This window comes from Bacteroides reticulotermitis JCM 10512, assembly GCF_000517545.1.
Classification (GTDB): domain Bacteria; phylum Bacteroidota; class Bacteroidia; order Bacteroidales; family Bacteroidaceae; genus Bacteroides; species Bacteroides reticulotermitis.
Genome location: NZ_BAIV01000020.1, coordinates 90,275 through 109,450 on the forward strand (window position 1 = coordinate 90,275; position 19,176 = coordinate 109,450).

The 19,176-nt window shown below is 43.9% G+C and carries 8 protein-coding genes, 1 tRNA gene and 6 pseudogenes; 9 read left to right on the forward strand and 6 right to left on the reverse strand.

Features of this window, described 5'->3' with window-relative positions; translation table 11 throughout:
• Positions 1 to 37: 37 nt before the first annotated feature.
• Positions 38 to 558, reverse strand: a pseudogene (locus tag JCM10512_RS12835) (NUDIX hydrolase).
• Between the two features lie 322 nt (positions 559 to 880).
• On the opposite strand from JCM10512_RS12835, the gene ahpC reads away from it, so the two are divergent.
• Both ahpC and ahpF read left to right on the forward strand, forming a co-directional pair.
• Positions 881 to 1,447, forward strand: coding sequence for an alkyl hydroperoxide reductase subunit C (ahpC, locus tag JCM10512_RS12840; RefSeq protein ID WP_044163620.1), 567 nt, complete (start codon positions 881 to 883; stop codon positions 1,445 to 1,447).
• Between the two features lie 79 nt (positions 1,448 to 1,526).
• Positions 1,527 to 3,077 carry an alkyl hydroperoxide reductase subunit F gene (gene ahpF, locus JCM10512_RS12845; protein ID WP_044163622.1) on the forward strand — a complete coding sequence of 517 codons (1,551 nt, stop codon included), beginning with the start codon at positions 1,527 to 1,529 and terminating at the stop codon, positions 3,075 to 3,077.
• Positions 3,078 to 3,080: 3 nt separating this feature from the next.
• Here ahpF and JCM10512_RS12850 read toward each other — a convergent pair whose 3' ends face one another.
• Together JCM10512_RS12850 and JCM10512_RS24870 are read right to left on the reverse strand one after the other, a co-directional pair.
• A complete protein-coding gene (locus JCM10512_RS12850; protein ID WP_044163624.1) occupies positions 3,081 to 3,788 on the reverse strand; it encodes a LamG domain-containing protein in 708 nt (235 codons plus the stop codon).
• 188 nt (positions 3,789 to 3,976) lie between these two features.
• Positions 3,977 to 7,920, reverse strand: a pseudogene (locus JCM10512_RS24870) (hybrid sensor histidine kinase/response regulator transcription factor).
• A gap of 348 nt (positions 7,921 to 8,268) precedes the next feature.
• Between JCM10512_RS24870 and JCM10512_RS12860 the strand changes: the two are divergent.
• From JCM10512_RS12860 to JCM10512_RS12875, 5 genes and pseudogenes are all read left to right on the forward strand, one after another.
• Positions 8,269 to 11,228, forward strand: a pseudogene (locus JCM10512_RS12860) (SusC/RagA family TonB-linked outer membrane protein).
• A 20-nt stretch (positions 11,229 to 11,248) separates the two neighbouring features.
• Positions 11,249 to 12,882 (forward strand): annotated as a pseudogene (locus tag JCM10512_RS25095) (RagB/SusD family nutrient uptake outer membrane protein).
• Positions 12,883 to 12,909: 27 nt separating this feature from the next.
• Positions 12,910 to 13,515: a BACON domain-containing protein gene (locus JCM10512_RS24015; RefSeq protein ID WP_244437187.1), complete on the forward strand. Its 606-nt coding sequence runs from the start codon at positions 12,910 to 12,912 to the stop codon at positions 13,513 to 13,515.
• Positions 13,512 to 14,570 (forward strand): hypothetical protein, encoded by a 1,059-nt coding sequence (locus JCM10512_RS24020; protein ID WP_244437188.1) that lies wholly within the window; start codon positions 13,512 to 13,514, stop codon positions 14,568 to 14,570. The genes JCM10512_RS24015 and JCM10512_RS24020 overlap by 4 nt, the downstream gene beginning before the upstream one ends.
• Before the next feature lie 61 nt (positions 14,571 to 14,631).
• Entirely contained in the window at positions 14,632 to 15,630 is a 999-nt protein-coding gene (locus tag JCM10512_RS12875; protein WP_044163626.1) for a glycosyl hydrolase family 18 protein, read from the forward strand.
• Between the two features lie 208 nt (positions 15,631 to 15,838).
• Here JCM10512_RS12875 and JCM10512_RS12880 read toward each other — a convergent pair whose 3' ends face one another.
• Positions 15,839 to 16,297 (reverse strand): HU family DNA-binding protein, encoded by a 459-nt coding sequence (locus JCM10512_RS12880; protein WP_044163629.1) that lies wholly within the window; start codon positions 16,295 to 16,297, stop codon positions 15,839 to 15,841.
• A 152-nt stretch (positions 16,298 to 16,449) separates the two neighbouring features.
• Complete coding sequence (locus tag JCM10512_RS12885; protein ID WP_044163632.1) at positions 16,450 to 17,055, reverse strand: HU family DNA-binding protein; 606 nt, start codon at positions 17,053 to 17,055, stop codon at positions 16,450 to 16,452.
• A 433-nt stretch (positions 17,056 to 17,488) separates the two neighbouring features.
• On the opposite strand from JCM10512_RS12885, the pseudogene JCM10512_RS12890 reads away from it, so the two are divergent.
• Positions 17,489 to 18,291 (forward strand): annotated as a pseudogene (locus JCM10512_RS12890) (inositol monophosphatase family protein).
• Positions 18,292 to 18,300: 9 nt separating this feature from the next.
• Positions 18,301 to 19,012: pseudogene (locus tag JCM10512_RS12895) on the forward strand (ComF family protein).
• A gap of 48 nt (positions 19,013 to 19,060) precedes the next feature.
• Here the strand turns inward: JCM10512_RS12895 and JCM10512_RS12900 are convergent.
• Positions 19,061 to 19,134, reverse strand: a tRNA-Asn gene (locus JCM10512_RS12900).
• Positions 19,135 to 19,176: the final 42 nt, after the last annotated feature.

The window sequence follows — 19,176 nt, forward strand, 5'->3', positions numbered from 1 at the left end:
GATTATATGTGTAAAGCCACGTTTTGATGTGGGATAATTAAATATCTTTCAGAAACTTCGACAATCCTTTTCGGATAGAATCCAAGCCGAAGTCTTCGATATGGATATCTTTCAGCGGGAGAAAAAACGAGTCGGAGATATCGTCCATTGCTGAAAAATGGCTGAGGTCTTCTACTGTGCAAAGATAAAACAGATCGAGCGTGTGTACGGTAAAGCCGGAGTAGACATAAATATTAGGAAGCGAAAACTTATAAACGGCTTCTTTTACTTTCAGCCTGTTTCTTCCAGAACTTCTCGGGCAACACCTTCTTCCCCTGTTTCGGCTATGTCGATAAAACCGCCGGGGAGATCAAGGGTTCCTTTGGCTGGGTTTTTTCCTCGTCGGCAGACCAATAATCCTTTCTCTTCATCGAAAATGAGTGCTACGGTTGCTGCTGAGGGATTAAAGTAATAAACGAAACCACAGGCTTCACATTTCTTTGATTTTTCGTTATGACTCTCGAAGTGAGAGGAACCGCATTTAGGACAGTATAAAAATTGGGCAAGAGGATGTTCCATAATTATAAAGATATGTCAATTAAGTTAGTCTTTAAGTTGACAAATATACAAAAAAACAAGTGTATTCTTTGAAAAAAAACGCTTAAAAGGAGCTGTTGCAGGGTAATCGATAATTTCGGCTTCCTCAAACAGTGATAAGAGAAGGATGCTGAACGGGAAATCAAAGCGACCTGAACCGTGAAAATACGAATCCGATTGGTTCCATCTATCTCTGCATAGATTTATTCGATTGGACTTTTTTTGGGAAGACGTACGTTGCTCTTTATCTTTGTATCAGAAACAAAAAGGAACAATAAGTTATAACATATAAAACAAAAAGATTATGGAACCAATTTTAAATTCTCAACTTCCTGAATTTAGTGTTCAGGCTTTTCACAACGGAGCTTTCAAGACTGTAACGAACAATGATTTGAAAGGCAAATGGGCTATTCTTTTCTTCTACCCTGCTGACTTCACATTTGTATGTCCGACCGAGTTGGTTGATATGGCTGAAAAGTATAATCAGTTCAAATCGATGGGAGTAGAGGTTTATTCTGTAAGTACAGACTCGCATTTTGCACATAAAGGTTGGCATGATGCTTCAGAAAGCATTCGTAAAATTCAGTACCCGATGTTGGCCGATCCTACCGGAGCGTTGAGCCGTGCACTCGGAGTGTATATTGAAGAGGAAGGAATGGCTTATCGGGGTACATTCGTTATCAATCCGGAAGGAAAGATTAAAGTAGTGGAATTGAATGATAACAACATTGGCCGTGATGCCAGCGAACTACTTCGCAAAGTGGAAGCTGCACAATTTGTAGCTACTCACACCGGTGAAGTTTGTCCTGCCAAGTGGAAAAAAGGAGAATCCACACTTAAACCAAGTATTGATTTAGTCGGTAAGATTTAATAGATTGGGTTATGCACGAAAGGCTGGTAACGGTAGACGCTACCGGCCTTTCTTTCATTAAAAGAAAAGGAGAAAAGAAATGTTAGATTCTGCATTAAAAGAACAATTGAAAGGTGTCTTTGCCAGCTTAGAGGCTGAATTCACTTTTAATATATCCGTATCGGCCAATCACGAAAGCCGTACTGAACTATTGGAACTGTTGGGCGATGTAGCAGACTGTTCCGATCATATTACTTGCCAGGTGAATGAAGGAGATAGCCTGCTGTTTACTTTGTTGAAAAATGGTGTGCAAACCGGTATTACGTTCCGAGGAATCCCCAACGGACATGAATTTACCTCTTTATTGCTGGCTATCCTGAACCTCGATGGCAAAGGAAAGAACTTTCCGGATGAAGCGATCTGCAACCGGGTTAAAGCCTTGAAGGGACCGATTCGGCTGATTACCTATGTTTCGCTGACTTGTACCAACTGCCCCGATATTGTACAGGCACTCAATGCTATGGCGGTGCTGAATCCTTCTATAACTCACGAGATGGTAGACGGTGCGCTCTATCAGGATGAAGTCGATGCATTGAAGATACAGGGAGTGCCTTCTGTCTTTGCGGATGGGAAGTTGCTGCATGTAGGACGTGGAGAATTTAGTGAACTGCTTGCCAAGTTGGAAGAACAATACGGTGTAGACGAATCACTGCTTTCTAGTGAAGAAAAAGCATACGATGTGATAGTAGTCGGTGGCGGGCCTGCGGGAGTATCTGCTGCAATCTACTCTGCCCGTAAGGGATTGAAGGTTGCGGTTGTAGCTGAGCGGGTCGGCGGACAGGTGAAAGAAACAGTCGGCATTGAAAACCTGATATCCATAACCGAAACGACAGGAAATGAATTGGCGAATAATTTGAAGACGCATTTGCTTCACTATCCGGTCGATCTGTTGGAACAACGCCGCATTGAACATCTGGAAATGGAAGTCGATCGGAAAGTACTAACCACCTCTGTGGGTGAAAAGCTAACCGCACCGGCAATCATAATTGCTACCGGCGCAAACTGGCGTAAACTCAATGTTCCGGGCGAATCGGATTATATCGGGCGTGGAGTCGCTTTCTGTCCTCATTGCGATGGTCCTTTTTATAAAGGTAAGCATGTGGCGGTTGTCGGTGGAGGCAATTCAGGAATCGAAGCGGCTATCGACTTGGCCGGTATCTGTTCGAAGGTTACGGTATTCGAATTCATGGATGAACTGAAGGCTGATAAAGTACTTCAGGAGAAGCTTCAAACACTTCCGAATATCGAGGTTTTTGTTAACTCACAAACCCTTGAAGTGATTGGTAACGGTGATAAGTTGACGGAACTGCGCATGAAAGATCGCAAGACGGAAGAAGAACGCTTGGTCGAACTTGACGGAGTATTTGTACAGATCGGACTATCGGCTAATAGTGCTGTATTCCGGGATGCTGTGGATACCAACCGGGCTGGAGAAATTGTGATCGATGAGCATTGTCGAACCAACGTCCCCGGTATCTATGCAGCCGGCGATGTGTCTACTGTTCCTTATAAACAGATTGTCATCTCCATGGGTGAAGGAGCCAAAGCGGCCCTTTCTGCTTTCGATGACCGGGTACGTGGCGTGATTTGATCTTTAGTCATGATACTCATATCTGACAAAGTCGAATAAACCGGAATTTTCTTGTTGTGCCGGTCGGTCTCCGATAAAATTCAGATTCTCGACGCTGCAGAAAATATGGAATGCGATTTCTTTACCAAATTGCAATTGAAGTTGATGTCTCGGTTCTTTGTCTATTAGCCAGGTGATGTGATAGTTGCCATCTTTTAAAGTTAGATCGATCTCGAATAGATGCCATCCGGTCTGAATCTTTACGGGAACGCAAGAGAACGGATATGCTTGTGATGTCATGTAAGCGATCATCTCATTGGGAGCGGCGTTCAGTGCCCGGCGAACCGAGTCGACTCCATACCCAACTTCAAAATCCAGTTCGTGTTGGTCGTCGTGATATATCCACGAACCTATGCTGCACCGATCTCCTTTTCCGGTTTGGGGGATATGGGTGCGCCAGGTATATCTTCCGGTAGTGTAAATTCGGTCTACTGTACGGACCTTTTTTCGATCTACAGAATTAGCTCGCGTAAAGATCCGTAAGTAGCCGTTCTCTAAAACGCATTGATTATCCGGATTGTTATCTTGATGTCCGTATTCCCACCCATCCAAGCTTTGGAAGTTCCACTCTTTGTTTAGCGACTTTTCGGTAGCGACTTTATTTGCCGGTTGCTGTGCAAAGCAGACACTGCAAATACATGTCAGTGTCAGCGTTAAATAATAGCTTCTCATACAGATCGAATTAGTGTGTATTTGTTTTTCTAAATTACTTCTGTTGCAAAAGTAGTCGTATGTCTCCCTTTGCTCATCAGGTTTTAGTCTTTTCAAGTCAGGGAATGTTCAAATCTGCATGAAAAGTTTTCGTTTGTATGTTTTGCGTGGCTTGCTCTCTGTGCAGCCGATCCATGAAGGGTGTTGAACTACTTGGTCTGCGCTTGCTGCTTGGTACTGTGTTGTGCTCTGAATTGAGAAGGAGTTACCCCTTTCATCTCTTTGAATAAGGTACTGAAATATCGTTGATAGGTGAAGCTACCTGCTCCGATATTTCCGTTATATTTAGTTCGGACTGAACTAATAAAACGGTTGCCCGATCGATTCTCCGGTAATTGATATAATCGTTTGCCCCCATATCAGTCAACTCCTTGACCTTATTGTATAGAGAAGTCCGGCTCATGGCCATTTGATCAGTCAGGAACTTCACGTCCAGATTAGGTTCGGGTAAATGTTGATCGATTACCTCGTTCAATTTGATCATAAACTGTTCGTCGGCATTACTGAATGTCACTTCTTGCGGCGATAGGATTGCCTGATTACCTCTGTATTTGGATTTAATGTATTCACGGTTTTTAATCTGGTTTTGGATAACGCTGAGGAGCATCTCCATTTCAAAAGGTTTCGATAGATAGGCGTCAGCCCCTAACTTATATCCGAGCATCTGACTTTCGGAGTCGGCTCGTGCAGTGAGTAGTATAACAGGGATGTGGCTGATGTCCAGATTCTCTTTAATCTCTTTGCATAGTTGATAGCCATTCATTTGCGGCATCATGATGTCACTTACTACGATGTCCGGATGCTGCTGTTTGATGATCCAAGTGCTTCCAACCCGTCTTCTGCCTGATAAACTTTCTTGAATTTATCTTTAAGCGCATCTTTCAAGAACTCTCTTAAATCCTGCTTGTCTTCTACAATCAGCAAGGAGTATCCTTGCAGTGTAAAGGGAACCGATTCAACTTGGTCTTCTTCGGGAGCACTCAATAGTTCGTTGAGATAAGAATGCTGAGGGCATGACACCTCTTGCTCTTGCAGGTTGGCAGGCAATTCATAAAAAAAGGTAGCTCCTCTGTCCTCATTATTGAAAGCACCTATTCTACCCCCGTGTAGATCGATCAACATCTTGGCATATGATAAACCGATACCACTTCCTCCTGGCTATGTTTACCTTGGTAAAAGCGGGTGAAGAGTTTGGTTATATCTACATGCTCCAGTCCGATACCTTGGTCTTGCACGAGTACTTGAATACTTTCATCCGTGCGGAGTGTTTTTATCAGAATCCGTGAGTTGTTCGGGCTGTATTTCAAAGCATTCATAAGCAGGTTTGAGAGTACAACCTTACACTTTGTATCGTCATATGCGACACTTTGTATCTGCTCGTCAAAGCTATAGGAAATTTCAATGTTTTTTGCCTTAGATGCCGTTTGGAACGTATCGGCTACTTCCTTTACCCACTCATGCAGCGGGTGTGAAGATATGCGCAGCACTTCTTGTCCTACTTCCATTCTTCGGGCGTCAAGCACGATATTAATGATATCTTTCATCTGATCGGCTTGCTTGTATGCACTGTGCAGGTATTCCGGTATCTCGGTTTGTTTGACTTCTCCATTCAGGAGTCTCTTCAAAGAAGCATAAATGAGCGTTAAAGGAGTGCGCAATTCATGGCTGATGTTGATTAGAAAACGTATCTTCTCTTCGTATGTCTTTTTCTCATGTTCGCGCATCTTTTGTTTCAGGCGGTTTTCTTTCTTTTTAATCAGTGTATAGAAAACAGCTCCTCCCGCACATAGAACCAAGAAAACACATGATAAGATAAACCAGGTGGATTTCCACCAAGGGGGAGATACAACAATGGTCAATAGCTCTGCCGGTTGAGTCCATTCGCCATTAGGCGTATCACAAGAAACACTGATGGTGTATTCTCCCGGTGCCAATCGGCCGAGTTCCAATGTGTGGAGATAACTATCGAGTTCCATCGCATTCTTTCCTTCAATGGTGTATCGGAAAAGATGTTTTCGGAAAGAACTCTTTTCGTCGGCAATCACTTTCACATTGAACGATGAATGATTCCAGGGAATCGAGATCCGTTTATCTTTAATCTGTTCTAAAGTAGACTTGCCATTCAACTTGGCATCAAGCAGCTTGAGTATCGGGGACGAGTTATTCTCAAAAACAAGATCAGTGTTTATACGAACCAGTCCCATAGTACCTCCCATGTATAAGTTCTTGGTATGTAAAACGGGGATAGGGGTGAAGATTAATTCATTGAAAGGCATTCCATCCGATTCGTCGAGGATTACAAAACGTTTTTCCTTGATGACATAAGCGAAAAGCATATTCTGAGCTCCTATCCAAATCCTTCCTTTTTTATCGTAGGCAAGACTCGATACGCTGTTGAATAAGTTGGTATGTACCTTCTCGGCGGTTCCTGTTTCTTTGTTATAGAATAGGAGCCAGAGTTACTTCCTATCCAGAAATTTCCTTTATCGTCTCTACACGCAGAGGTGAAATCGTCACGCTCTTCCGTACTGACTAATGACAAGAGTTCGTTGCTCTTCATATTTAGCTTAAACAGGTTATTGGTTCCCATAAGATACAGATCGTTGTCGTCTGAATAAATGGCCTGCATAGCTATTTTGCGCTGAACGTCTATTTGCGGAGCATTGAGAATGGACGTGCGCCGGGTATGTTTATTATAGATATATACCTTAGCTCCTAAAATATAGATATGATCTTTGGTGGCGTATAGATTCACTAAATCGCCCGAAGAAAATTCGCGTTTGGTAATAGAATCATTGACAATCGGGAAGGGTTTCATCTGCGTAGTCTTCTTGTTAAAGGTAAAGACTCCTTTGTTGAAACATGACACTAGTAATTCATGCTCCGAGAAACTCGCTATCGAGGTAACTTTCTCTCCGTATGTCGAGGGATAATGATGAAAAGTATTGGTTTTCTGATCTAACGAGTTGATACCTCCTCCATCGGTTCCGACCCAGAGCAAAGTGTCACTATCCTCATATATGCTGGCTACGGTTCGCTCGCTGATTCCATGCGCATTACCCAGCGGTACATCTTTGTAGGTTTTGATAAATACCTTTTTGATGCCAAATAAGCCTCCGCGAATACTACCGCCCCATATGTTGTCCATTTGATCTTTGTAGAGGCAATAGATGGAATTGCTCGGTAAGGATTGTTCGTCATCAGAAACATGTTTAAGGTACGAGAACTTCATGGTTGGGAGGTCCAGAATATTGATACCTCCTCCATCGGTAGCTATCCAAAGTTGGTTGTCTTTTTCTGAGAAATCAAAGACGATGTCATTGTTGAGGCCTGAGTTTTTACTGGATAGGTTGAATAGCTTTTTCTCTTCCTTCGAATAGCATACGATGCCTTTACCATAGAAAGAGACCCAAAGCCGGTTGCGGGAATCGACAAAGATCGTGTTTATTTCGCGCTCTTTGACGAATGGGCAGCGATACATTTTCTACTTGACAAGGTCGTACATCCATAAACCGTCTTTCCGGCTGCTGGCAATCAGTAAGTTGGGCTGCCACTGAAAGATACGGTTGATCTGTTTCCGGCTATCTCCCTCTATATGTGGGAAAATAGCATGTATATGCTGGTCTGTCGGATTATACGTGTAGAGAGTTTCTTCTCCTCCGAATAGAAAGCCATCGTTTGTTGGAAAATACGACCAGGCTTGAAATGGCTTTCCATCATATACCAATGGATGGAACTGGTTCTCTGTTTTATTGTAAGTAGCAACTCCTTTATTAGTAGATACATATAAATTGCCGGAATGGTCTTCTGTGATGAAGCGGATAAAGTTGTCAGGCAATGAGTTAGGTTGGTTACGATCGTGAAGATAGCTTTTTAGCTCCGACTGGTCATAACTATTGAGCCCCCATTTGGTTCCTATCCACATCACTCCCTGATGATCTCTGTGAATACATTGTACTCTTGATTGTGACAGGCCTTGTTCCAAAGAGAACTGCTTGAAATAGTAATGCTGTTCTTCGGCCCTTGTAAAGAGTGTAAAGAATAGTATCCAAGTTATAGACAAATAGATTTTTGGCGTGCGTCTTTCTAGCATAGTATCACTATTTGATAGAGCAAATATAGGGGAAGTTATGTAACTATACAATAAAAAAATACCTTCTTTTATTTTTCTAGCCTTACTTAATATTCCAGAAAGGTGCTAGAAGGCGTTTTTTGAATAAAAGAGGACTTTATTTGTATGCTAGTTGACATCTTGTTTTGCACATCGCTTTATCTTTGTCATGCGATATCCGGAATGGCTCGGACTTCTCAGTTTACGGATCTATGAAGATGGGGTGGCAAGGTAGGGAATATTTCAGCTAGTACATTCGCACAGTAAAGTCAGTAAAGAAAAAACGCTAAATAATCTAATAATCGTTATACTTTAATTAATGAAAAGCATATGAATAATTTAAGAAAAACGCTTAGCTGCTTGTTATTATTTCTTTTTGCAGTAGCTACATCTACTTATGCACAAGATGCAAAGATGTATTCGGGTACTGTTGTTGATGTGGATAGCAGCGATCCCATCATTGGTGTTAACGTTGCCCTAAAGGATACGCGGACGGGTACAGTTACAGATCTCTCCGGAAAGTTCTCAATTAGTGCCCCTGTGGTTCTACACTTTTATTTTCTTATATCGGATACGTTACGAAAGAGGTTAAGTTGGGAGCGAGTACCAACTTAAAGATTACGATGCAGGAAGACCAGAATCAACTGACTGAAGTCGTTGTTATTGGTTATGGGGTAGCCCGAAAATCGGATATTACCGGTGCTGTGGCTTCCATCTCCTCCAAACAATTCAAAGACCAGCCGGTGAAACGGGTGGAAGATATTTTGCAGGGCCGCACAGCGGGTGTGGCGGTCACAAGTGTAAACGGTCTGCCCGGAGGTGAAATTAAAGTTCGCGTTCGCGGTACTACCTCCATTAATACAAGTAATGATCCGTTGTATGTCATCGACGGTGTCATGTCCGGTGGGCTGGATGTGAATCCTGCCGACATCCAGTCGATTGAAGTGTTGAAAGACGCTTCGGCAACAGCAATTTACGGCTCCCGAGGCGCGAATGGCGTCGTACTGGTTACTACCAAGAAAGGGGTAGAAGGCAAAGTACAGATTTATGCGGATGTGGCTATAGGCGTATCGAACATCCTCAAAAAATATGATTTATTGAATGCCTATGAGTATGCAAGCGCACTGAAGGAGTACAATGGTATTTCCTTTGCAGATGACGAGATGGCAGCCTATAAAAATGGTTCCAAAGGCATCGATTGGCAGAATCTGATGTTGCAAACAGGTATTAGTCAAGATTATAAATTGGGCGTTTCGGGTGGAACGGCTAAGAATAAGTATCTTATTTCGGCCAATTTGCTCGACATGACAGCCATGACCATTACAACCAAGTATCAGCGTGCACAGTTGCGGGTGAATTTAGATAATGAGCTCACGAATTGGTTGACGCTCTCTACCAGAATAAATGCTTCCCGTGCTCACAGCCATAATGGCGGTATTGACATTATGAACTTTCTGAACTATTCTCCTACGATGGAGATGAAAGATCCGGTAACGGGCGTTTATAACATGGACCCCTACAACTCGGTTAACGGGAATCCCTACGGAGCTCGCGTAGCGAATTACGGTGATTTATATGTGTATGCTTTAAATACAAATATGGATTTGACCTTCAAAATCATGAAAGGGCTGACCTTTTCCGTACAAGGTGCTGCCAACTACTCCCATATTCCAAGTTACTCTTTCACCTCAGAGTTGGCCAAACCCGGGCAACTTAGCGAAATGGAGAACTCAAGCCGGATGAATCTCTTTTGGCAGAATACGAACAATGTAACTTACAACACAAATTTCGGCGATCATAACCTGACGGCAACAGCTGTATTTGAAGCCAGCGGTGCTGAAGGAAGAAATCTGAAGCTGACCGGTAGCGAGTTGGCGAATGAGTTTGTCGGCTACTGGAATGCGCAGAATGCAAAGACGCGCGATGGAAGCAACGGCTATTCCAAGGAAGCTATTGTGTCGGGACTCGGCCGAGTTATGTACAACTACAAAGGAAAGTATATGGTGACCGGTACCTTCCGTGCCGATGGCTCCTCCAAGTTCCAAAAGGGCCATAAGTGGGGGTATTTCCCCTCAGCAGCAGTTGCTTGGGACATTGCCAAAGAAAACTTCATGAGCAAACAGGATATTTTCCGGCAATTAAAGCTAAGAGGTAGCTTTGGTATCGTAGGTAATCAGAGTATCGGTGCTTACAGTACACTGGGTATGTTGGCTGCGACGAATTACGACGGCTATGGCAGTGATGCGATTCATACAGGCTATTGGACCGGTAATCTGGCTACACCAAATGTGACTTGGGAAAGCACGTATCAGTATAACATCGGTTTGGACGCCAGCGTGCTGGATGGCCGCTTGAACTTTACGGCCGAATGGTTCCGGAAAGATACCAAAGATTTATTGCTTCGTAAACCGGCGCCGCAATATAACGGTGGTGGCTCTTTCTGGGTCAACCAGGGTGAGGTGAGAAATTCGGGTGTTGAATTCTCGATTACGGCTACTCCTCTAACGGATAAAGATATTTTTGGCTGGGAAACATCGCTGAACGCATCGTTCCTGAAAAACAAGATCGTCGATCTGGCGGGTAGTGATTTTATCGTTGGCGAGAATAACACAAGTATCGGAGGCGGACCTATTGAAATTAAGAAGGTGGGTTATCCCATCGGGTCTTTCTATCTGTATGAATGGCAGAACTTTAATAACGAAGGGGCCAATCTCTACAAACGTCAGTCTGATGGAAGTTTGACAACCAATCCGGGTGCGGATGATTTGACTACCATGGGGCAATCAGAACCTAAGTGGACTTTCGGTTGGAACAATACATTTACGTGGAAAAATTGGACCCTCAATCTCTTTATTAATGCTGCATTGGGGCAGGATCGATTGAACGTAAGCCGCTACTCGATGGCTTCCATGACAGGTGTATATCGTTTCATCTCTTTGTCCGACGCTTATTACAAAAGCTGGGATCAGGTAGCCAATAAAGCGGGAGCCGTGTATGCAAGTCATAAAAACTCAGACAACCGCAACTATCCGGACTCTGACTTCTGGCTCGAAGATGCTTCATTTGTGAAGCTGAAAAATATAAGTCTTTCATATAGCATCCCTAAAAAGGTAGCGAGAATAGCCGATATTCAATTGTCGGTCAGTGCGCAGAACTTGCTCACACTAACCAAATATACCGGTATGGACCCTGAAGTGTACAGCGAAGGTGTTTATGGTTATAATGGTGTAGACATGGGATCTTATCCTGTGCCAAGAACGTTCACTTTTGGTATGAAACTTAACTTTTAATCTTTTAACTATACATGGATATGAAAACAATATATAGAATATTCAAAACGACCGCACTGGTATTGTTGGCACTTTGGATGGTATCCTGCCAGGATTTACTGACAGAGGACCCTAAAGGACAGTTGGCCGTGAAAAATTTCTTCAATTCAAAAGGCGATTTAGACCTGGCACTGAATGGAATGTACTCCAAAGTAGCCCAAGATATGTATGCCAATATCTGGGCAGGCTTCGAGGCTGTGATGGGTGACGATATTTCTACGCATCCGGCGGCCAATAAACAGGGGCTCCGTGAAGTGGATACGTATAATATATCAGATAACAACTCGTGGGTGACCGAATTGTGGGGTGCCCGCTGGAGGTTGGTAAAAGCGGCTAACTTCATCATCGACAATGCCGGACGGACGCCCGATCTAACTCAGGAAGAGAAAGATGCAGGTATCGGACAAGCTTATTACTGGCGCGCTACTCGTACTTCTATTTAGTAATGGCTTGGGGTGAAGTGCCGATGGTGGTGAAAGATGAAATCAATTATAACATGCCTCTGGCATCTATCGCTGACATTTACGACCTGATCGTATCCGATCTGAAAAATGCGGAACAAATGGTTCCCGACAATTATACGAAAGAACCTTTTGCCAGAAATGGGGTAAACATTGCTGTTAACAAAGGAGCTGTGAAGGCAACATTAGCCTATGTATATATGTCGATGGCGGGATACCCGTTGAACAAGGGTACGGAATATTACCAATTGGCTGCCGGCAAGGCAAAAGAAGTGATCGATGCCTCAAAGAAAGGTACCTACTACTATAAATTACTGCCCGATTACAAGCAGGTATACTCCATGGAATGGAATAAAAAGAATCCGGAGGTATTGCTTGGAGTTTATTACAATCTTGGGATAAAAGCCATTACCAACGCTCCTTTGGCCGACTTCCTGGCTGACTACGCTTATGGCGGCGGTGGCTGGGGCGATACGAACGGAGAAATTAAATTCTGGTACGATTTCCCTAAGGGCTCTCGCAAAGACGCGTCTTATTTTCCTAAGATCATTTTAAAGAACGAAACCCAATTGCGGGATTGGTGGGAAGATCCGGACCCGACAGCTCCCCGTGTTGTTATCGCTCCCTGTTTCATGAAGAAAGTGGAGACTACCACCGGTGATGAGTTTGACTATACGAATCCCAAGGTTTTGATGAATCAGAATGGAGAAAAGACTCATCAGATCATTCGCCTTTCGGAAGTGTATTGCTGGTATGCCGAAGCGGTAGGCCGTTCCAAAACCGGTAGTATCACCGAAGCGGTTAATCTTTTGAATGAGGTGCGCAATCGAGCCAACGGAACGGCTGTTGCGGATAGAGACATCTATAAAACGACTATGTCGTATGATGAATTGGCGGAAGCTGCTTACAATGAGCATGGGTGGGAAATAGCCGGTTATTACTGGGGGAACATTGCTACCAGAGCCCGAGATATGCTCCGCATGGATCGCATCAAAGATCATTTTGAATACCGAAAATTGAATCCGGCTATTGAAGTAGCGCCTGGGGTATTCAGAAAAGAAGCCGTATCCGTATCGGGTACGTGGAATGATAGCAAGGTGCATCTTCCCCGTCCTTTCGTGGATTCATCTATTAATCCGAATTTAAAGAACTGAGTGAAACAGCTATAAAAGATATGCATTATGAAACTAAGATATTTGTATTTGGCAATAGGTGCATTATGTAGCACCGCTCTGATCTCATGTGGCGATAGCTACAAAGAGAAAGTAGAGATTATTTCATGCGGAGCTTCTGAAGATGCCTTGACATTTGAGGTCACTCCGGTCGATATGAAGCATGTAGACATCACCACAGATGCTGACTGGAAAGTATCGGTAGATCAGGGAAGTGGTAATTGGCTTACGGTTTCTCCTTTGGAGGGGTCAGGCAATGCTACCCTCAACATTTCCGCAACCAAGAATACGGGTCCCAAACGTGGGGCAACACTTACAATAGCCGCTAAGGGTGCAGAAGTTCAAACGATTACGGTAATCCAGGATGGGTATAGAGGTACGATGTATAACTTCGCCGATCTTCAAGGATGGGAAAAAACCGGGATGCAGGCAGGGATAGAGCCGTTTGCAATTGTAGACAGCCCCGACTGTGAGGATGGAAAGGCGTTGAGGATATTCACACGGCAGGTGAGGAGTACTCATGGCCTACCGCGGACCGCTTCAAAGTACAGACCACCACCCAGTTTGGTTCGGGACGTTACGAATGGCGGGTATTCGTTCCTGAAATGGGAATGAACGACCGGGCGAGTATCGGAGCGTTTGTGTATTTCGATGACGGACATGAACTGGACTTTGAAATCTGTTCCGGTACGGCTGTTGATCGTGGTACCTATAATGTGAAATCGGACGAAGTTTTATGTCTGGTTTCCAGTCAGGCGAATCCTTTCTTCACGGATAAATTCGCGATCAAGAGCAATGCTTGGTATACACTAGTATTGGATTTGAAATTGGAAAATGGCAAGTACCTCGCCGAATGGCTGATCAATGACAAGAGTGTGAAGAAACAACTCTTGAACTTCGGTGAAAAAGAGGCTTATTTCCGTGCGCTATGTAGCGTTGAGAATCTTCCCGGTATGGGCGATCATCCGGCTACTCGCGAGAACTACGCCTTGTTTGATTATCTGGAATATGCGCCGTACGATTATTCGATGAAACCGATTCCCGAAGGTCAGCTTCCTCCTGAGCCGGAAGGAGTAACCACGCGTTGGGACTTCAACGAAGATGGAGTTATACCTACGGAATGGAATAATGCCGGAGGAAGTATATCGGGCGGATTCTTGCATTTGCCAAACAGCACCAATCTGGGCTACAAAAAGGCGGTAGGAGCCGGTAAATACACGTGGGAAATTGATGTTCCAAGTATCGGAATAGGCGAAAAATGGTTGGGAGGTGGTAATATCTCTGCTACGAACGCGGAAGAAAGATCGTTCTCTATGTTCGTCTTCCCGGGTACTCAGAATGATCGCGCAGCCTGTCAGATTCCTCCCTCTCCGGGGCAGATGTTGGTACGTTGCTATACCGAGTCTTTGGGAGTTTACAGTGTACCTGTAGATCCGGGCAAACACACGTTGACCATTGATTTGAGACTGAAAGATGGTATGTATAGTGCTGCATGGATCATAGACGGTGATATCGTGAAAATATTCGATACATGGTATACCCCTGCGCTATTCCAATTCGGCTTCTCCTTCACAACCTTTGCCAATGGTGGCGGATGGCAAGGAGATAAAGAAACGCAAGGCGTGTATACAGCCAAATATGACTATTTCGAGTATAAGGAGTATGAATAATTCGGTAAACATTAAATAAATGACGCATTCAAAACTAATCAGCACAGTTGCATATTGTGTGATGTTGGTAATGGTAAGTGTTTCCTGTAAGCAGGAAACACTTACCAAAGCCGAGAAAAAAGTATTCCCCTGGTATATATATAAGGAAGGCAGTTCGTTTCAGGACATAGAACCTGTGAAAGAGCTTGTTCATTCGATTAGTGTTTTCGGAAATCCGCCGAAGTCTTTTATAGATGAATGCCACCGGAATAACATTGAGGTGTATCATGCTGTGGGTGGAAGTGAAGAGAATATCGATACCCCGGATAAGATAAAAACCTTAGTAGATGGCTATGTAAAGGATTGCAGCGAAAACGGATATGACGGCATAGACATGGATTTCGAACATTTAAGTGCGGATGTGCAGAGCACCTATACGGGTTTTCTGGAACTTGCTTCCCAGGAACTCCATGCTGCCGGAAAGAAGTTGAGTCATTGTGTCGGATTTTATCCAGCCTTATACGAAGATGAAACCACGCCTATGTTTCACGATCCGGACGTGTTGGCAAGAACCTGCGATCTAGTTCGGGTGATGTGCTATGATATGTATTTTGCACCTGGAGTAGATAAACCGGAGCTTAAGGATCGGGATGATTGTATGGGTGTTGGCCCGACTGCGAACTTTGCCTGGACCAAAGAGACCATGGCCTTTTGGATCAAACGTATTCCTAAACAGAAACTGGTGATGGCTCTGCCGGCGTATTCGAATGACTATGCCGTGAGCGGCAACATCCGGGGCAGACAGATTTATCAGGCGGTGCCGGACAGCGTAAGCGGTGTTTTGCCTGCTCCTACGTGGCTGTGCTATGAAAAAGTAAATATGTACTTGTACGACGGCTCGGATGGAAACCGGCATCTGTTTTACGCAAGCGATGCCCGGAGTACGGAGGCTTTGCTTAAACTTGCCGACGAATTGGAGATCCCTCAAATTGGTTTTTGGCATTTCAGTAGTGTAGATCCGCAGATGTGGGTTGTTACTGAGAAGTGGAAAAAACAAACGGAGCATGTGTCCGGGAACTAGTATGAGATTATAAATCGACCTTGAATGATATAGCCATGTTTATACCCCCATTTTTAGAAAGGCTATTTTGAGAATAAAAGCCACAGACGGATGCCTGAGTCCGCTGTGGCTTTTTGTTTTTCAATCCTGTTTCTTGTTTTGCGGAAATAGGGTGGGACGATCCGAACTCTTGGATAGCCCCATCACTTGGAACTTAATAAGAGGATGTTTATTCGGTCGGGTCCGGTGCTTCCCCTCCTCCTTCATTACCTCCACCGCCGGAAGCATTACCTTCTGTCTCCGGTAGTTCCAGTTTCTGAATACTGACTGTTTTGATCATACCTTTCAACAGACTTCCCGGAGTGAAGATGATTTTACGATTCTTTAGCGTCTCCGTGGTTACACCTTTCGCTTCATCCTGACTTTTACATCCGAAAGAGGGGCGGAAGGTTCCAAACTCTCCAAGGCTGACAGATGCTCCGATTTCCATATACGTTTTTAGGGAATCGATCAATCCGTCGAGAACTGATTTTACCGTACCGCGCGGGACGAATCCAACTCTGGTTACCTGATCGCATAGTGTTTTAAAATCCACATTAACCGCATTGAACGGGCGTGCTACATATTTTTCGGCTTTATCCTTATCAAAGCCAAAGGTTGTTTTCTTGACTACATATTTCAGTGCCATAATTCTTAATAGTTTAAATTAATAGTAATATTTTAGTTTGTGATCACGACACAAATATAGAGTAGACGAAATTACTGAGCAAGCGATTTTAAAGAAGTGCGTTCATAAATTCGTTAATAATCGGCATGGGAGAAATAGTCGATTTGCGCTTCTCATAATACATTCTTTAAATACACAATAGTTCGTCCGCCTCCATATTTTCGGATGATTCTTTCCTCCAAAAAACGTTTCAATAGCTCGAGAGCTTTGTCCCGGCTTATTCCGGTTATTCTCATAAAGTCAGCACGGGTGATGCAACCCTGTTCATTCACATACTTCATTAAGAGCGTGCGGCATTCATCGTCACTGTGGTTGCTGGTTGTGCGGTAAGGCGATTCCATGCGTTCCAGTTGCAAGGATTCTAAGGCTTCGCGGAATCTCTTATTAATACGTAGGTTTACCCGATTGAGATGAATCGATGGTGAACGGATTTCTTTCTTTTCCATCACAGGGCGGTCACATTTCAAGGATAGGTAGAAATGCCCTAATTCTCCGACCTCTACTATCCAGCCTTGTGCCAGCCAATGTCGAAGCTCGGCTGTGACTGCTTGCAGGCAGCCTTCGATGGTGGCCGGACTGAAGCCATTTGCCTTGGATGTCAGTTCAATAAATTTCTTGGCGTCAATTGTCCCTGATGGAATGACGCGGGCGTGAAGCGGCTGTTGCTCTTCGCTCTTGAGTGGATTACCACTCGTGTAAAGATCGTAATGGATACTCATATAATAGTTTATTTCTAGTTGTTCAATGAATAATAGTTTGCTTTGCACAAATTAATTCGGGGGACTATACGCCTACGCAAAATAGACTATAGTGTTTCTTTCGAAGAACTATAGTCCTACGAAAGAAACACTATAGTCCGATGTATTAGTTTGTGCACTCAAAGATATTATAATCTGCGGCGAAAACCGTTCTTTTCTACTGCTTCCGTTCATAAAGAAGGTAACCTATTTCAAGATGATTCACTGGAGCAGCTTCTTTATGAGGTTTGTGTTATGCTGCAACTCTGCTGGCGTACAGGATCTCCGTGGAAAAGTGAATAAAAGAATGATACGTTGAAATTTTCTTTCTTTTTCGGAGGAAACGCGATCTTCTATCAAAAAAAGGATAATTTTGGCATAAGTTTTTAATTTGTCTAAATTATAAAAGATCGAAATGCTGGATTTGAAACAACTTACAGCTGACGTATGCCGTATTGCAACGGAGGCTGGATGTTTTTTGAGAGAAGAGCGGAAAGGATTTCGCCGCGAGTCTGTTGTGGAAAAACATGCACATGATTATGTGTCGTATGTAGATAAGGAATCTGAGATCCGATTAGTCAAAGCGCTTTCAGCCTTATTGCCCGAAGCTGGATTTATTGCGGAAGAAGGATCGGCCACTTATAAGGATGAGCCCTATTGCTGGGTGATAGATCCGCTCGACGGTACAACAAACTATATCCATGACTATGCACCCTATTGCGTATGCATTGCTTTGCGGAGCCGGGATGAGTTGCTTCTGGGCGTTGTCTATGAAGTTAGTCGTGACGAATGTTTCTATGCTTGGAAGGGCGGAAAAGCGTTTCTAAATGGAACCGAGATTCAGGCTTCGGATGTGAAAGACATCAAAGACGCTTTTCTGATTGTTGAACTGCCTTATAACTCTGAGCAATACAAGCTGACTGCTCTTCACCTTATCGACCAACTGTATGGGAAGGTTGGGGGCATTCGCATGAATGGTTCTGCCGCTGCCGCAATTTGTTACGTTGCCAGTGGGCGTATTGACGGTTGGGTAGAAGCATTTATTGGTAAATGGGATTATTCGGCCGCGGCTTGATTGTACAAGAAGCCGGAGGGCGGGTGACCAACTTCTACGGAGACGACCATTTTATAGAAGGGCATCACATCATTGCAACCAATGGCTATTGTCACCCCTTGTTGCAGAAATTGCTAGGAGAAGCGCTTCCGACAGGTATGTAACGCCATGCAATGAAATGTATATCTACTATAAAGGAATGGGTTACTGCCTTCTTTACTCTCTTCTTCCCGCGGTGCTGTATCGTTTGCGGACACCCGCTAGCTAGGAGAAGAGTGTATGTGCGTATTATGCAATATGGGTCTTCCCCGTACGAATTACCATCTTTTGCCGGACAATCCCGTCGAACAGATCTTCTGGGGAAAGACACCTTTGGTTCGCGCTACTTCTTTCTTTTTCTATCGGAAAGGAAGTGCTTACAAGTACATTCTTCATCGGCTCAAGTATGGTGGGGAGAAGGAGATTGGTGAGATCATGGGGCGATATGTTGCTAACGAACTTCTGCCGTGTGGTTTCTTTAAGGATATAGATCTTATAATTCCTGTACCCTTGCATCGCAAGCGGCAACGAGCGCGTGGTTATAATCAAAGTGAATGGATTGCGCGAGGCATCGTTTCCGTAACAGGACTCCTTTTGGATGCTGAATCGGTTGTCCGGGATAAATTCACAGAGACACAAACGCATAAATCTAAATTTGAGCGTTGGGAAAACGTCTCAGGCTTTTTCAGTCTTACGAAACATGCTGACGAATTAGCTGGTAAGCATCTGCTTATTGTGGATGATGTGCTGACTACCGGAGCTACTATTGTTTCAGTGGCTTCTTGCTTATCAGCAGTGGAGGATGTACGAATCAGTGTACTTACATTAGCTATAGCATCCTCTTAATGAGGGATGTAAAAGAAAAAGCCAGCACGAATGCTGGCTTACTTTCTGCTCTTCCTCTTGGACTTGAACCAAGGACCCTCTGATTAACAGTCAGATGCTCTAACCGACTGAGCTAAGGAAGAATTTTGTCAATCAAGATTTCTTATTTTCGCTCTTCCTCTTGG

Excerpts from the sequence above, each read along its gene's own strand:
- ahpC (WP_044163620.1), top strand. The coding sequence starts at position 881 with ATGGAACCAATTTTAAATTCTCAACTTCCTGAATTTAGTGTTCAGGCT.
- ahpF (WP_044163622.1), top strand. The coding sequence starts at position 1,527 with ATGTTAGATTCTGCATTAAAAGAACAATTGAAAGGTGTCTTTGCCAGC.
- JCM10512_RS12850 (WP_044163624.1), bottom strand. The coding sequence starts at position 3,788 with ATGAGAAGCTATTATTTAACGCTGACACTGACATGTATTTGCAGTGTC.
- JCM10512_RS24015 (WP_244437187.1), top strand. The coding sequence starts at position 12,910 with ATGAAACTAAGATATTTGTATTTGGCAATAGGTGCATTATGTAGCACC.
- JCM10512_RS24020 (WP_244437188.1), top strand. The coding sequence starts at position 13,512 with ATGAACGACCGGGCGAGTATCGGAGCGTTTGTGTATTTCGATGACGGA.
- JCM10512_RS12875 (WP_044163626.1), top strand. The coding sequence starts at position 14,632 with ATGTTGGTAATGGTAAGTGTTTCCTGTAAGCAGGAAACACTTACCAAA.
- JCM10512_RS12880 (WP_044163629.1), bottom strand. The coding sequence starts at position 16,297 with ATGGCACTGAAATATGTAGTCAAGAAAACAACCTTTGGCTTTGATAAG.
- JCM10512_RS12885 (WP_044163632.1), bottom strand. The coding sequence starts at position 17,055 with ATGAGTATCCATTACGATCTTTACACGAGTGGTAATCCACTCAAGAGC.